Source organism: Streptomyces sp. NPDC053431 (genome assembly GCF_044544925.1).
Lineage (GTDB): Bacteria > Actinomycetota > Actinomycetes > Streptomycetales > Streptomycetaceae > Streptomyces.
In genome coordinates, this window is record NZ_JBITXX010000001.1 from 1,108,261 (window position 1) to 1,123,044 (window position 14,784).

Consider the following 14,784-nt stretch of genomic DNA (forward strand, 5'->3'; position numbering starts at 1 on the left):
TTGGAATCGAAGGAAAAGTGCCCCGGGTCGGACTCGAACCGACACTGTGTGGGTTTTGAATCCACTGCCTGCTGCCAATTGGGCTACCGGGGCCCACGGAATCAAAGGTTTCCCCCGACCCTCCGCGCGTCCACCATACCGCAGCTAGGTAGGCTCATGGGGAGCAGTAGTTGCCCCGCAACGAGGAGCCCCCGTGACCGCCCCCGAGTCGCCCCAGCCCGTCGGCGCCGACGACGCCGCCGCGTCCCACGTCCCGCCGCTGACGACCCGTGTCGTCATCGCCGAGGACGAGGCCCTCATCCGTCTCGACCTCAAAGAGATGCTGGAGGAGGAGGGCTACACCGTCGTCGGCGAGGCCGGCGACGGGGCCGCGGCCGTGGAGCTCGCCCGGGAGCACCGCCCCGACCTGGTGATCCTGGACGTGAAGATGCCCGTCCTCGACGGCATCTCGGCGGCCGAGAAGATCGCCGGTGAGTCCATCGCCCCGGTCCTCATGCTCACCGCCTTCTCCCAGCGTGAGCTCGTCGAGCGCGCCCGGGACGCCGGTGCCATGGCGTACCTGGTCAAGCCGTTCAGCAAGAGCGACGTGGTGCCGGCCATCGAGATGGCCGTCTCCCGCTTCGCCGAGCTGCGCGCCCTGGAGCAGGAGGTCGCCGACCTCTCCCAGCGCCTGGAGACCCGCAAGCTCGTGGACCGCGCGAAGTCGATCCTCCAGACCCAGTACGGGCTGACCGAGCCGGCCGCCTTCCGCTGGATCCAGAAGACGTCCATGGACCGTCGCATGTCGATGCAGCAGGTGGCCGAGGCGGTCATCGAGGACGCCGAGGAGAAGAAGGCCGCGAAGGCCAAGGAGCAGTAGGAGCGTCCGCTCCTCCCGTACGGCCGGCCGGAACGGCCCGTGCGGCCCGTACGGCGAAGGCCCGCCCCACGACGATGTGGGGCGGGCCTTCGGTCTGCGGGGGAGGGTTACTCCTCGCCGAGGTAGGTCTTGCGCACCTCGTCGTCGTGGAGCAGGTCCTGGCCCGTGCCGGACAGCTTGATCTTGCCGACCTCGAGCACGTACGCCTGGTCCGCGAGCGAGAGCGCGGCCTGGGCGTTCTGTTCGATGAGCAGGATGGTCATGCCCTCGGACTTGAGCGTCGCGATCGTCTCCATGATCTTCTGCATCATGATCGGGGAGAGACCCATGGACGGCTCGTCGAGCATCAGCAGCTTGGGCTGGGACATGAGCGCCCTGCCCATCGCCAGCATCTGCTGTTCACCACCGGAGAGGGTGCCCGCGGCCTGCTTGCGACGCTCGCCCAGGATGGGGAAGAGGTCGTAGGCCTTCTGGACGTCCCGCTCGATGCCGTCCTTGTCCTTGCGGAGGAAGGCGCCGAGCTGGAGGTTCTCGGCGATGGTGAGCCGGGGGAAGATGTGCCGGCCCTCGGGGGAGTGGGCGAGGCCCAGTGAGACGACCTTGTGGGCCGGGACGCCGTTGAGCGGCTGGCCGTCGAAGGTGATCTTGCCGCTGGTGGGCTTGAGCAGTCCGGAGAGGGTTCGCAGGGTGGTCGTCTTGCCGGCGCCGTTGGTGCCGATCAGCGCGACGACCTGGCCGGCCTCGACGGAGAAGGAGATGCCCTTGACGGCCTCGATCTTGCCGTAGGCGACCCTGAGGTCCTCGACCTCCAGAAGCGCGGTCACTTGGAGTCTCCTTCGGTGGTGCTGTCCGCTTCGTCGGAAGCGGGGTTCTCGGCCGCCGGGGCCTCGTCGCCGTCCTCGGCGTCGGCGGTGGCCTCAGCGTCGGAGTCGGCCTCGGAGTCGGCCGTGGCCTCGGCCTCGGCCGTGCCCTCGGCGTCCGCTGCCGCCTCGGCCTCGGCGTCGGCCTCGGTCTCCGCCTCGGTCGTGGCCTCGGCCGCCTCGGCGTGCGCCTCCGCGGCCTCCACCTCGGCGACCTCGTCCGCGCCGGGCGCGTCCTCGTACGGCGTGCCCAGGTACGCGGCCACGACGCGGTCGTCGCCCTGGACGACCTCGGCGGTGCCCTCGACGAGCTTCTCGCCCTGGACGAGCACGGCCACCCGGTCGCACAGCTTGAAGATGAACTTCATGTCGTGCTCGATGACCAGGACCGCGATGCCGCGGTCGCGGATCGCGAAGACGAGCTCCTCGGTGGTGCGGGTCTCGCTCTGGTTCATGCCGGCCGTCGGCTCGTCGAGCAGCAGCAGGCCGGGGTCGCTGGCGAGCGCGCGGGCGATCTCCAGCTTGCGCTGCTCGCCGTACGGCAGGTTGCGCGCGAGGTGCTCCGCCTTGGCGGCCAGACCGACGAACTCCAGGAGTTCCATGGCCCGGTCGCGGGAGGCGGCCTCCGCCTTCTTGAAGCCGGGGCCGCGCAGCAGCGCGGACCACAGGCCCTCCTTGGTCCGGGTGTGACGTCCGACGAGGACGTTCTCCAGGACGGTCATGTTGGAGAAGAGGCGGATGTTCTGGAAGGTGCGGGCGATGCCGGCCTGGGTGACCAGGTGCGGCTTCGGCGGGAGGACCGTGCCCTTGTAGCTGACCTGGCCCTCCGTCGGCACGTACAGACCGGTCAGGCAGTTGAAGAAGGTGGTCTTGCCGGCGCCGTTCGGGCCGATCAGACCGACGATCTCGCCTTCGCGGACGGTCAGGTCGACTCCGCGGACGGCGGTCAGACCGCCGAAGCGCATCGTGACGCCGCTCGCCTGGAGGACGGTGGCGGCCGTCGCCGTCGTGGTGGTTCCGGTTTCGGTGGTGGTCGTCATGGCGTTCACGCCCCCGCCTTCGCCGTGCCGGCGTCCGACTCCGCTTCCGCGGACTGTCGTTGTTCCGGTACGTCGACCTGGTCGTCGTTCTCGTGGAATTCCAGCTGTGCCCGCTTGTTGGCGATGAGGCCCTCGGGGCGGAAGCGCATCAGCAGGATCAGGGCGATGCCGAAGCCGAGCAGCTGGTAGTCCTGGAGGAACGAGAGCTTGGCCGGGATCAGGAAGAGCAGCGCGGAGCCGACGATGGGACCGCTGATGGTGCCCATGCCGCCGAGGATGACGGCCGCCAGCAGGAACGCGGAGTTGGGCGGGACGGGGCCGGCGAAGACGTAGTTCTCCGGGACCACCGTGGTGTTGACGTGTGCCTGCACCGTGCCCGCGAGGCCGGCCAGGGCCGCGCCGAGGGCGAAGGCGACGAGCTTCACGCGGAAGCCGTTGATGCCCATGGCGGTGGCGGCGGTCTCGTCCTCGCGGATCGCGACCCACGCGCGGCCGATGCGGCTGTTGCCGGCGCGGGAGAAGACGACCACGACCAGCGCCATGATGAGGATCATGAGCAGGTAGTAGTTGGCGTACGCGCCGAGCTGGACGCCGAGGACGGTGTGGGACTCGCCGAAGTTGTAGCCGAAGAACTCCAGCTGCGGGATGTTCGGGATGCCGTTCGGACCGTTGGTGATCTGCGGGCCGGAGGTGCCGTCGAGGTTGCCCATGGCGATGCGGAAGATCTCTCCGAAGCCGAGGGTCACGATGGCGAGGTAGTCGCCGCGCAGCCGCAGGGTCGGGGCGCCGATGACGACGCCGAAGACCAGCGAGGCGGCCATGCCGGTGAGGGCCGCGGCCCAGAAGGGGAACTGGACTCCGAAGGCGGAGGAGGTGGCACCGGAGACCAGGGCGGCGGTGTACGCGCCGACGCCGAGGAAGGCGACGTAACCGAGGTCGAGCAGACCCGCGAGGCCGACGACGATGTTCAGGCCGAGGGCGACGGTCGCGAAGATCAGGATGTTGACCGCGATCAGCGTGTACGTGTCGCCGCTCTGCTGGATGAACGGGAAGGCGATCGCCATGACGAGGCTGGCGGTGATCGTGACCTGGCGGTTGCGTGCGGTGATCTGGGAGAGGCGGGCGGTGAGCCCGGACTTGACCAGCGCGGTGGCGGAGAAGCCGACCAGGATCAGGTACGCGATGAAGAGCTGCGGCTCGGAGTCGTCGGTGTCGATGCCGAAGGTGACCACGAAGAGGCCCAGGGCGAAGACGGCGACGATGACGAGGACCTCGGCCCAGGAGGGCAGCTGCTTCGCGGGGGCGGCCTTACGGGTGTCGTCGGGCAGCTTGTAGGCGGCGATCGCCGGGACCGCGGCGGCGATGACGGCGACGCCGGCGCCGGGCTCCAGGTCCACCAGGGCGCCCAGCTCGACGATGATCGAGAGTGCGGTGAAGAGGGTGGTGGCGAAGGTGCCCAGGGCCAGGATCCACAGCGCCTTGCGGGAGCCGGTCGGGGTGAGCCAGCCGAGGCCCTTGATGCCGAGCGCGGAGAGCGCGTACAGGCCGGTGAGCACGGCTCCGACCAGCGTGAGCAGCTGGAGCGGGGCGGGGTTGCCGTAGATCGTGAGGTTGCCGGGGAAGGCGGTGGTCCACGTCCAGGCGAGGAAGGTGGAGGCGGCGGTCGCGACGGAGCCGGCGACGACGGTCCAGAGCAGGGCCGCGGGGGAGGCCGGGGCCTTGGCGACGGTCTGGTCGAGGGTGGTGTCGGTCATGGTGCTCACGCCCTGTCCGCGACGCGCTCGCCCAGCAGACCCTGGGGCCTGACGAGGAGTACGAGGATGAGGAGGACGAAGGCCCACACGTTGGACCAGGCACCGCCGCCGAGCTGCTGCATGCCGGGGATGTCCTCGATGTAGGCGATCGAGAGGGATTCGGCGATGCCGAGGACCACGCCGCCGACCATGGCGCCGTAGATGTTGCCGATGCCGCCGAGGACGGCCGCGGTGAAGGCCTTGAGGCCGAGGATGAAGCCCATCTCGAAGTTGATCTGGCCCTTGTCGAGGCCGTAGGCGACGGCGGCGACGGCGGCGAACGCGGCACCGATGGCGAAGGCCATGACGATGATGCGGTCGGTGTTGATGCCCATCAGCTTCGCGGTGTCGGGGTCCTGCGCGGTGGCCTGCATGGCGCGGCCGCTGCGGCTCTTGGAGACGAAGACGCCGAGGGCGAGCATGCACAGCGGGGCCAGGGCGAGGACGAAGGCGTCGGCGCGCTGGATCTGGAGGCTTTCGGTGATCTTGAAGGCTTCACCCTTGAACTCGGGGAAGCTGACGGCCTTCTTGGCGTCCGGGTAGAACTGCCAGACCAGCTGCTGCAGCGCGATGGACAGGCCGATCGCGGTGATCAGCGGGGCGAGTCGGGGCGCGTTGCGCAGCGGGCGGTAGGCGAACCGCTCGGCGGCGGTGGCGACGGCCACGGAGGCGATCGCGCCACCGACGATCATGAGCGGTATCGCCACCAGCAGGGACGTTCCGCTCGGCAGAGCGGTGTAGGTGGTGAGGGCGCCGAAGCCCCCGATCATGAAGATCTCGCCGTGGGCGAAGTTGATGAGCTGGACGATGCCGTAGACCATGGTGTACCCGATGGCGATGAGGCCATAGAGGGCACCGAGGGCCAGGCCGTTGGCCAGCTGTTGCGGCAGTTCGTTCACCGCAGGCCTCCGATGAGCTTGTCGGATAAGACTCCGCGCGAGGGCGCTGTTTGCGCCCTCGCGCGGCGGTGGATCAGGTGGTGCGGGGGCTCCCGGCCCGAGGCCGGGGCGGTGTCCCGGCCTCGGGCCGGGACGGCGTGCTTACTGGTTGAAGGTGTCGCTCTTGACGTCGACCCACTTGCCGCCCTGGACCTTGTAGACCGTGAGCTGCTTGTTGGTGGTGTCGCCGTACTCGTCGAACGAGACCTTGCCGGTCACGCCGTCGAAGGAGACCTTGCCCAGGGCCTCGGTGACCTTGGCGCGGGCGTCGGTCGGGACCTTGCCGCCGTTGGCGGCGACGACGGCCTTGACGGCCTGGATGATCGCCCAGCCGGCGTCGTAGGAGTAGCCGCCGTAGGCCGCGTACGGGTCCTTGTAGCCGCCCGCGTTGTAGTCCGCGATGAACTTCTTGGCGGTGTCGAGCTTCTCGACCGGGTAGCCGATCGAGGTGGCCAGGTCGCCCTCGTTGGCCTCGCCGGAGGCGCTGATGAAGGCCGGGTCGTAGATGCCGTCGCCGCCCATGACCGGGACCTTGGCGCCGGTCTTCTTGATCTGGTCGGAGAGCAGGCCGCCCTCGGGGTACTGGCCGCCGAAGTAGACGGAGTCGGCGCCGGAGCCCTTGACCTTGTCGGCGGTGGAGGAGAAGTCGGTCTCCTTCACGGTGACGTGGTCGGTGCCGACGACCTGGCCGCCGAGACGCTTGAACTCGTCGGTGAAGATCGCCGCGAGGCCGGCGCCGTAGGTCTGCTTGTCGTCGACGACGAAGACCTTCTTCTTGCCGGCGTCCTTGAAGAGGTACTGGGCGGCGAACTTGCCCTGGACCACGTCGGTGGCGGCGGTGCGGAAGTAGGTCTTGAAGGGACGCTTGAACTCGCCCTTGCCCCAGTTGTCACCCTGCGAGAGGGAGGGGTTCGTGTTGGCGGGGGAGACCTGCGCCAGGTTGGCGGCGGCGAAGACGCCCTGCATCTGCTGGGAGACGCCGGAGTTCAGCGGGCCGACGACACCGACGACGTCCTTGTTGCCGACCAGCTTGGTGGCGTTGGCCTGGCCGGAGGCCGGGACGGCCTGGTCGTCGAGGGCCTCGATCTTGAAGGTGACGCCCGGGACTTCCTTGTTCTTGTTGGCGGTCTGGACCGCCAGGTCCACGGAGTTCTTGATGCCCTGGCCCAGAGCGGACAGCGAGCCGGTGAGCGGGGCGTCCACACCGATGACGACCGTGGTGGTGCCGCCGGCGTTGTCGCCGCCGCCGCCCTTGCCCTCGTCGCGCGAACCGCAGGCGGTGAGGGTGAGCGCTCCCGTGGTGAGCACGCTGGTCAGGATGAGCAAAGAACGGTGTCGCACGAAAAATCCTTTCCCTGGCGCGGCCCCCTCAAGCTGAGGCGGTGCCGTGAAGCTGTGTAGCTAGAGGTGCCGTTTTCGATGCCGGGCCGTACTGGTGGAGCAGGGCCGTGCAGAGGAAGCGCCCGGCGGCGCGGTGACTGGCCGTGACTCTAAGCGCAGCCGGGGAAGGTCCGGGAGCGCCCAGGTCAGGATGTGACTGTCTTGTTATGCCGACGGGGGGAACCGGTGTGCGGGCTGGGGGCAAACCGGGGCGTATAGGTCGCTAGTCCAGTGTTCACATGCTGAGAACGCCCAGTTCCGCTAAGGGGCTTGAACAGATCTTGGTGCTGACCGCCCTCTCGGCGGACTCTCCGGATATCGGACACATGCCCTGACGTGAGCGAACGGAAGGCCGGACCGGAGCGCTCCGTTCCATCATTGCGCGGATGTTACGCAGCGTTACGACATGGATGGCCGGGAACCGCTGGTCGGAACTCTCTGTTCGCTGGGCGGGCGCCAGTTCTCCGAACTGCCCGTCGCGCCCTTCGCCGCTTCGCACCTCCGACGGGTCTCCCGGTCGGTCAGCGCGAAGGCCGCCTCGCGCCCCTCGCGCCGCTCCTCCGCCCGCGCCGCGACCAGCACCTCGTCGTGGATCTCGTACTGCTCGTTGGACATGCCCTTCTGCTCCCAGTCGAGCCCCGCCCACTTGCTGCCCTTCAGGGCCTCTTTCACCCAGTACGAGACGAGACTTGTACACACGTCCGCCGGGGAGCTGGTCCGGGCGGCCGGCTCCCCGGCCCGGTCCCGCGGCGCCTCGCAAGCGGCGCACAGGGCCAGAACGCAGCCGGCCAGGACCGCGGCGAGCGCGGCCCTGGCCGGGAGGAAACGGCTGCGTGTCACGGCAGTTGGACGTACGGCTTCAGGAAGTCGCGGGCGCCCGGGGTGTCGAGCCGGTACACCACATTGGTGGCGTAGCAGGGCATGTCACCCGTGATCGTGGTCGCCACCAGGGTCCGCTTCCCACCCAGCGCGGCGAAGTTCGGGCCACCCGAATCGCCGTAACAGGCACCGCCGTTGCCCTGCGGCGCGGTCATGCCGAGCCGGATCCACGCGTCGTTCAGGGCGTTGAAGGTCACCGGCGCCTTCATGCGGACGCCACCGCCCGGGTGGGTCTGGCCGCCGGGGCCGCGCTGCGACTCCTCGGTGCCGTAACCGGCGACCGTGAAGGCGGTCTCGTTCAGTCCCTGGGGGCCCAGCGCGTCGAGCTGCCCGGCCTTCGGGAGCGTGGCCGGCGTGAAGGACCAACGCTCCTTGATCTTGGCCGCGGGCAGTTCGATCACCGAGATGTCATGGGTATCGGCCGCCGGGCCGGGGTACGCGGGGTGACTGTGCGCGACGCCCTCGACGGCCACGGCGCGCGCGACGGCGGCGGGATCCCCCGGATGCTCGGCGGCGGCCCGGTCCAGACCGGCCTGCACGTCCTGGTCGAGCGACACGAAGAAACGCACGTTCTCCGGCCAGTCCGTCGTGCAGTGCGCCGCGGTCAGGAAGGTGTCCGCGTCGATCATGGTGCCGGAACAGACCCAGTCGACCCGGTCCGGGGTGCTCGGGTCGTCGTCGTTGTCCCAGGTGGCCACCAGGGCGCCGACCTCGGTGCGCTCGGGGGCGGGGGTCGCGTTGTACGAGTTGATCGCAGCGGACGGGATCGCGGTGGCGAGCACGGCGGCACAGGCGACGGCGGTCGCCGCGGTCATGGTGCGTATCGCGGTCAAGGAAGTCCCCTCGGTGTGTGAGTGGACCGCCAGTGAAGCGGCTGTGGCCCGTGTGAACAACCCCCTTTGAAACAAGGGAAGTTCAAAAACCACCACCCGCCGCCGCCTACCCCCCTCCTCAACGCCTCCCGCCCCGGCCCCGTGGGCGCCCGCCCGTCCCCCTCCGTGTGGGCAGTCGTCCCGCTGGGGCGGGACGGGTGGGCACGCGGGACGTCGCCCTTTGCCGGGCCCACCCCCTGCGCCTTGACGCCGGCCCCTACGGGCGCCGCGCCTCAACCGTGGGCCCGCCGGGGTCCGGGGCCTCCGCGGACCCCGAACCCCTCCCCGCCGTCGCCGGGTGCGGGGCTGGCTCCCGCCCGAGATGCCTCTTCGCCGTCGACGGGTGCGGCTGGGGGTACGGAAGCACGGGTCGTAGGGGCGAAGCACCTACAGGGTTACGCGCCCGCGCCGTCCGACCGCCCCGCCGCCGGCAGGCTCTCCGCGTCCTTCGCGCCGATCTCCCGCAACATGCACGTCAGCCGCGCCGAGCAGACCCGCTTGTCCTGCTCGTCCGTGATCACGATCTCGTACGTGGCCGTGGACCGGCCCCGGTGCACCGGCGTGGCGACGCCCGTCACCAGGCCGCTGCGCGCACCGCGGTGGTGCGTGCAGTTCAGGTCCACCCCGACGGCGATCTTGGACACCCCGCCGTGCAGCATCGAGCCGATCGATCCCAGGGTCTCCGCCAGCACCGCCGAGGCGCCGCCGTGCAGCAGCCCGTACGGCTGGGTGTTGCCCTCCACCGGCATCGTGCCGACCACGCGGTCCGCCGACGCCTCCAGGATCTGCACGCCCATCCGGTTCCCCAGGTGCCCGGCCGAGAAGAGCGCCGGCAGGTCCACACCGAGCGAGGCGTACTCGTCGATGACCTCCTGCGGGAACTTCACATGCTGCTGCTCACCCATGGCCCGGCTCCGTTCGTCTTCGTACGGCTGCTGATCACTGTTCGCCGCCCGCTGTCCACTCGCCCCACAGTCGCTGAGCAAGCGCTTAGGCGGACGGCCTCGGCGATTCTTCCAGACGCACGATCACGGACTTGCTGGCGGGGGTGTTGCTGATGTCGGCCGTGGACTCCAGCGGCACCAGCACGTTCGTCTCCGGGTAGTACGCCGCCGCGCAGCCCCGGGCCGTCGGGTAGTGCACCACCCGGAAGCCGGGCGCCCGCCGCTCGCTGCCGTCGGTCCACTCGCTCACCAGATCCGCGTACGCCCCGTCCGCGAAGCCCAGCGCCGTCGCGTCCTCCGGGTGTACGAGCACCACCCGGCGCCCGCCCGTGATGCCCCGGTAGCGGTCGTCCAGGCCGTAGATCGTGGTGTTGTACTGGTCGTGCGAGCGCAGCGTCTGCAGCAGCAGCCGGCCCTCCGGGACCTTCGGGAACTCCACCGGCGCCGCCGTGAAGTTCGCCTTCCCCGTCGCCGTGGGGAAACGGCGCTCGTCACGCGGCGCGTGCGGCAGCGCGAAACCGCCCGGGTGCGCCGCGAGCCGCGCGTTGAAGTCCTCGAAGCCCGGGATCACCCGCGCGATGCGGTCGCGGATCACCGCGTAGTCCGCCTCGAAGGCCTCCCACGGTGTGGTCGAGCCCGTGCCGAGCACCGCCCGCGCCATCCGCGCCACGATCGCCGGCTCGGACAGCAGGTGCGGGCTCGCCGGCGGCAGGTTGCCGCGCGAGGCGTGCACCAGACCCATGGAGTCCTCGACCGTCACGACCTGCTTGCCGCTCTTCTGCACGTCCTTGTCCGTGCGGCCGAGGGTCGGCAGGATCAGCGCGCGCGTGCCGGTGACCGCGTGCGAGCGGTTCAGCTTCGTCGACACGTGCACCGTCAGGCGGGCGTTCCGCATCGCCGCCTCGGTCACCTCGGTGTCCGGGGTCGCGCCCACGAAGTTGCCGCCCATGGCGAAGAACACCTTCGCCTCGCCGTCGCGCAGCGCCTGGATCGAGCGCACCACGTCGAAGCCGTGGTGCCGCGGCGAGACGATCCCGAACTCCTTGTCGAGCGCGTCGAGGAAGGCCGCCGAGGGCCGCTCGAAGATCCCCATCGTGCGGTCGCCCTGCACGTTGGAGTGCCCGCGCACCGGGCACACCCCGGCGCCCGGCCGGCCGATGTTGCCCCGCAGGAGCAGGAAGTTGACCACCTCGCGGATGGTCGGCACGGAGTGCTTGTGCTGGGTGAGGCCCATGGCCCAGCAGACGATGGTCCGCTCCGAGGCGAGCACCATCTCCAGGGCCCGCTCGATCTCGGCCCGGGAGAGCCCGGTCGCGGCGAGCGTCTCGTCCCAGTCGGCCGCCTTCGCGGCCGCCGCGAACTCCTCGTACCCGTGGGTGTGCGCGGCGACGAACTCCTCGTCGACCGCTCCGGGAGTCTCCAGCACCAGCTTGTTGAGCAGCCGGAAGAGCGCCTGGTCGCCGCCGATCCGGATCTGCAGGAAGAGGTCGGTGAGCGCGGCGCCCTTGAGCATGCCCTGGGGCGTCTGCGGGTTCTTGAACCGCTCCAGGCCGGCCTCCGGCAGCGGGTTCACCGAGATGATCCTGGCCCCGGCCGCCTTCGCCTTCTCCAGGGCCGACAGCATCCGCGGGTGGTTCGTCCCCGGATTCTGCCCGGCGACGACGATCAGGTCCGCCCGGTGCAGGTCCTCCAGGGAGACGCTGCCCTTGCCGATGCCGATCGTCTCGTTGAGCGCCGAGCCCGAGGACTCGTGGCACATGTTGGAGCAGTCCGGCAGATTGTTGGTGCCGAACTCGCGGGCGAAGAGCTGGAGCAGGAACGCGGCCTCGTTGCTCGTCCGGCCCGAGGTGTAGAACAGCGCCTCGTCGGGGGAGGAGAGCGCGGTCAGCTCCTCCGCGATGATCGAGAACGCCCGCTCCCAGGACACCGCCTCGTAGCGGTCGGCGCCCTCGGGCAGGAGCATCGGACTTGTGATCCGGCCCTGCTGGCCCAGCCAGTAGCCACTGCGGGTCGCCAGGTCCGCCACCGGGTGCGCGGCGAAGAAGTCCGGCGTCACGCGGCGCAGCGTCGCCTCCTCGGCGACCGCCTTCGCCCCGTTCTCGCAGAACTCCGCCACGTGCCGCTTGTCGGCCTCCGGCCAGGCGCAGCCGGGGCAGTCGAAGCCGTCCTTCTGGTTGACCTTGAGCAGGGTCCGGGCGGTCCGCCGCACGCCCATCTGAGCTTGGGCGATCTTCAGCGTGTGCCCGATCGCGGGCAGCCCGGCGGCCGCGTGCTGCGGCGCCGCGACCTGCGGCGCATCCTGGACCGGGTCGCCGACCGGCGGCTTGCTGACCATCGCGCTCTCCCTTGAGCGGTGGAGGACCTCGTACGTCTCCGATCCTGTCACGCCCCACCGACATCGGACCACGCACGGTCGGTCGACGGGCGGGTGCGGTCGGTCACCGCCGGAGTGGACGGGAATGTCAGTGGCGCGTGGCAGGATCGTCCCGTGGCCGAGACAGCAGCGAAGAAGACCGATATGACCGAAGAGAACCGCCCGCGCCTGCTCCTCATGGACGGGCACTCCCTGGCGTACCGGGCGTTCTTCGCGCTCCCCGCGGAGAACTTCACCACCGCGCTGGGGCAGCCGACGAACGCGATCTACGGATTCGCGTCGATGCTGGCGAACACGCTCCGCGACGAGGCGCCCACGCACTTCGCCGTCGCGTTCGACGTGTCCCGCAAGACCTGGCGCTCCGACGAGTTCCCCGAGTACAAGGCGAACCGCTCCAAGACCCCCGACGAGTTCAAGGGGCAGGTCGAGCTGATCGGCGAGCTGCTCGACGCCATGCACGCCCCCCGCTTCGCGATCGAGGGCTTCGAGGCGGACGACGTCATCGCCACCCTCGCCACCCAGGCCGAGGCCGCGGGCTTCGAGGTCCTCATCGTCACCGGCGACCGCGACTCCTTCCAGCTGGTCAGCGAGCACACCACCGTCCTCTACCCCACCAAGGGCGTCTCCGAGCTGACCCGCTTCACCCCGGAGAAGGTCCAGGAGAAGTACGGTCTGTCGCCCTCGCAGTACCCCGACTTCGCGGCCCTGCGCGGCGACCCGTCGGACAACCTGCCCGGCATCCCCGGCGTCGGCGAGAAGACCGCCGCGAAGTGGATCAACCAGTTCGGCTCCTTCGCCGAGCTGGTGGAGCGCGTCGAGGAGGTCAAGGGCAAGGCCGGACAGAACCTCCGCGACCACCTGGAGTCGGTGAAGCTCAACCGCCGCCTCACCGAGATGATCCGCGACGTCGAGCTGCCCCGCACGGTCCAGGACCTGGCCCGCCGGCCGTACGACCGCACGGCCGTCGCCCTGGTCCTCGACACCCTGGAGATCCGCAACCCGTCGCTGCGCGAGCGGCTCCTCGCCGTCGACCCCGGCGCCGCCGAGGAGACCGCCCCCGCCCCGGCGCCCGGCGTCGACCTGGACTTCACCGTCCTCGGCTCCGGCGAGGTCGCCGGCTGGCTCGCCGAGCACGGCGGACAGCCGCTCGGTGTCGCCACGCTCGACAGCTGGGCCCTCGGCACCGGGAACGTCGCCGAGATCGCCCTCGCCTCGGGCGACGGCGCCGCCGCCTGGTTCGACCCGTCGCAGCTCGACGAGGCCGACGAGAAGGCCTGGGCCGAGTGGATCGCCGACCCGGACCGCCCCAAGGTCATGCACAACGCCAAGGGCGCGATGCGGGTCTTCCCCGAGCACGGCTGGAGGGTCGCCGGCGTCACCATGGACACCGCGCTCGCCGCGTATCTGGTGAAGCCCGGTCGCCGCTCCTTCGCCCTCGACGCGCTCTCCGTCGAGTACCTGGGCCGTGAGCTCGCCCCCGCGGCGGCCGCCGACGGCCAGCTCGCCTTCGGCGCCGACGACACCGCCGAGGCCGAGGCCCTCATGACCCAGGCCCGGGCCGTCCTCGACCTCGGCACCGCCTTCGAGGAGAAGCTGGCGGAGGTCGGCGCGAAGGAGCTGCTCCACGAGGTCGAGCTGCCGACCTCGGCCCTCCTCGCCCGCCTGGAGCGGCACGGCATCGCCGCCGACCGGGACCACCTGGAGGCGCTGGAGCAGCAGTTCGCCGGCGCCGTGCAGCAGGCGGTGAAGGAGGCGCACGCCTCGGTCGGCCACGAGTTCAACCTGGGCTCGCCCAAGCAGCTCCAGGAGGTCTTCTTCGGCGAGCTCAACCTGCCGAAGACGAAGAAGACCAAGACCGGCTACACGACGGACGCCGACGCGCTGGCCTGGCTGGCCGGCCAGACCGAGCACGAGCTCCCGGTGATCATGCTGCGCCACCGTGAGCAGGCCCGGCTGCGTTCCACGGTCGAGGGTCTGATCAAGACCGTCGCGGCGGACGGCCGCATCCACACCACCTTCAGTCAGACGGTGGCCGCGACCGGCCGCCTCTCCTCCACCGACCCGAACCTGCAGAACGTGCCGGTGCGGACGGACGAGGGCCGCGCGATCCGGCACGGCTTCGTCGTCGGCGAGGGCTTCGAGGCCCTGATGACCGCGGACTACAGCCAGATCGAGCTGCGCGTCATGGCCCACCTCTCCGAGGACGAGGGCCTCATCGAGGCCTTCACCTCCGGCGAGGACCTGCACACCACGGTCGCCTCCCAGGTCTTCGGCGTCGAGCGGTCCGCCGTCGACGCGGAGATGCGCCGCAAGATCAAGGCCATGTCGTACGGTCTGGCCTACGGCCTCTCCGCCTTCGGCCTCTCCCAGCAGCTGAACATCGACCCGGCCGAGGCCCGTGGTCTGATGGACACCTACTTCGAGCGCTTCGGCGGCGTGCGCGACTACCTGCGCCGTGTCGTCGACGAGGCCCGCGCCACCGGCTACACGGAGACCATGCTCGGCCGCCGCCGCTACCTGCCGGACCTGAACAGCGACAACCGGCAGCGCCGCGAGGCCGCCGAGCGCATGGCCCTCAACGCCCCGATCCAGGGCACCGCGGCGGACATCGTCAAGGTCGCCATGCTGAACGTCGACCGGGCCCTGACGGAGGCCGGCCTCGCCTCCCGCATGCTGCTCCAGGTCCACGACGAAATCGTCCTCGAACTCGCCCCCGGCGAGCGCGAGCAGGTCGAATCCCTCGTCCGCACCCACATGGCCAACGCCGCCGACCTCCGCGCCCCGCTGGACGTCTCGGTCGGCGTGGGCCCGAACTGGGACTCGGCGGCCCACTGACCGGAAGAAG

11 protein-coding genes and 1 tRNA gene are annotated in these 14,784 nt (G+C 70.3%); 2 read left to right on the plus strand and 10 right to left on the minus strand.

Features of this window, described 5'->3' with window-relative positions; translation table 11 throughout:
- Positions 1–18: 18 nt before the first annotated feature.
- Positions 19–93, minus strand: a tRNA-Leu gene (locus tag ACIGXE_RS04915).
- Between the two features lie 100 nt (positions 94–193).
- Between ACIGXE_RS04915 and ACIGXE_RS04920 the strand changes: the two genes are divergently transcribed.
- Complete coding sequence (locus tag ACIGXE_RS04920; protein ID WP_399743082.1) at positions 194–859, plus strand: ANTAR domain-containing response regulator; 666 nt, start codon at positions 194–196, stop codon at positions 857–859.
- A gap of 107 nt (positions 860–966) precedes the next feature.
- Here ACIGXE_RS04920 and ACIGXE_RS04925 read toward each other — a convergent pair whose 3' ends face one another.
- The 9 genes from ACIGXE_RS04925 to ACIGXE_RS04965 form a co-directional block, all read right to left on the minus strand.
- A complete protein-coding gene (locus tag ACIGXE_RS04925) occupies positions 967–1,683 on the minus strand; it encodes an ABC transporter ATP-binding protein (RefSeq protein ID WP_399743085.1) in 717 nt (238 codons plus the stop codon).
- Positions 1,680–2,759 (minus strand): ABC transporter ATP-binding protein, encoded by a 1,080-nt coding sequence (locus ACIGXE_RS04930; protein WP_399743782.1) that lies wholly within the window; start codon positions 2,757–2,759, stop codon positions 1,680–1,682. The genes ACIGXE_RS04925 and ACIGXE_RS04930 overlap by 4 nt, the downstream gene beginning before the upstream one ends.
- Positions 2,760–2,764: 5 nt before the next feature.
- Complete coding sequence (locus ACIGXE_RS04935) at positions 2,765–4,513, minus strand: branched-chain amino acid ABC transporter permease (protein ID WP_399743784.1); 1,749 nt, start codon at positions 4,511–4,513, stop codon at positions 2,765–2,767.
- A 5-nt stretch (positions 4,514–4,518) separates the two neighbouring features.
- Positions 4,519–5,451, minus strand: coding sequence for a branched-chain amino acid ABC transporter permease (locus tag ACIGXE_RS04940; protein ID WP_399743088.1), 933 nt, complete (start codon positions 5,449–5,451; stop codon positions 4,519–4,521).
- A 141-nt stretch (positions 5,452–5,592) separates the two neighbouring features.
- Complete coding sequence (locus tag ACIGXE_RS04945; protein ID WP_399743090.1) at positions 5,593–6,831, minus strand: branched-chain amino acid ABC transporter substrate-binding protein; 1,239 nt, start codon at positions 6,829–6,831, stop codon at positions 5,593–5,595.
- 438 nt (positions 6,832–7,269) lie between these two features.
- The gene (locus ACIGXE_RS04950; protein WP_399743093.1) at positions 7,270–7,710 is read right to left on the minus strand and encodes a hypothetical protein; all 441 of its coding nucleotides are present in this window, start codon (positions 7,708–7,710) and stop codon (positions 7,270–7,272) included.
- Positions 7,707–8,582, minus strand: coding sequence for a trypsin-like serine protease (locus ACIGXE_RS04955; RefSeq protein WP_399743096.1), 876 nt, complete (start codon positions 8,580–8,582; stop codon positions 7,707–7,709). The genes ACIGXE_RS04950 and ACIGXE_RS04955 overlap by 4 nt, the downstream gene beginning before the upstream one ends.
- A gap of 434 nt (positions 8,583–9,016) precedes the next feature.
- Positions 9,017–9,526, minus strand: a complete 510-nt coding sequence (locus ACIGXE_RS04960; RefSeq protein WP_399743099.1) for a PaaI family thioesterase — start codon at positions 9,524–9,526, stop codon at positions 9,017–9,019.
- 85 nt (positions 9,527–9,611) lie between these two features.
- Entirely contained in the window at positions 9,612–11,900 is a 2,289-nt protein-coding gene (locus tag ACIGXE_RS04965) for an FdhF/YdeP family oxidoreductase (RefSeq protein WP_399743102.1), read from the minus strand.
- 153 nt (positions 11,901–12,053) lie between these two features.
- On the opposite strand from ACIGXE_RS04965, the gene polA reads away from it, so the two are divergent.
- The gene (gene polA, locus ACIGXE_RS04970; protein ID WP_399743106.1) at positions 12,054–14,774 is read left to right on the plus strand and encodes a DNA polymerase I; all 2,721 of its coding nucleotides are present in this window, start codon (positions 12,054–12,056) and stop codon (positions 14,772–14,774) included.
- The last annotated feature ends 10 nt before the right edge of the window (positions 14,775–14,784 follow it).

Excerpts from the sequence above, each read along its gene's own strand:
- ACIGXE_RS04965 (WP_399743102.1), bottom strand. The coding sequence starts at position 11,900 with ATGGTCAGCAAGCCGCCGGTCGGCGACCCGGTCCAGGATGCGCCGCAG.
- ACIGXE_RS04930 (WP_399743782.1), bottom strand. The coding sequence starts at position 2,759 with ATGACGACCACCACCGAAACCGGAACCACCACGACGGCGACGGCCGCC.
- ACIGXE_RS04935 (WP_399743784.1), bottom strand. The coding sequence starts at position 4,513 with ATGACCGACACCACCCTCGACCAGACCGTCGCCAAGGCCCCGGCCTCC.
- ACIGXE_RS04960 (WP_399743099.1), bottom strand. The coding sequence starts at position 9,526 with ATGGGTGAGCAGCAGCATGTGAAGTTCCCGCAGGAGGTCATCGACGAG.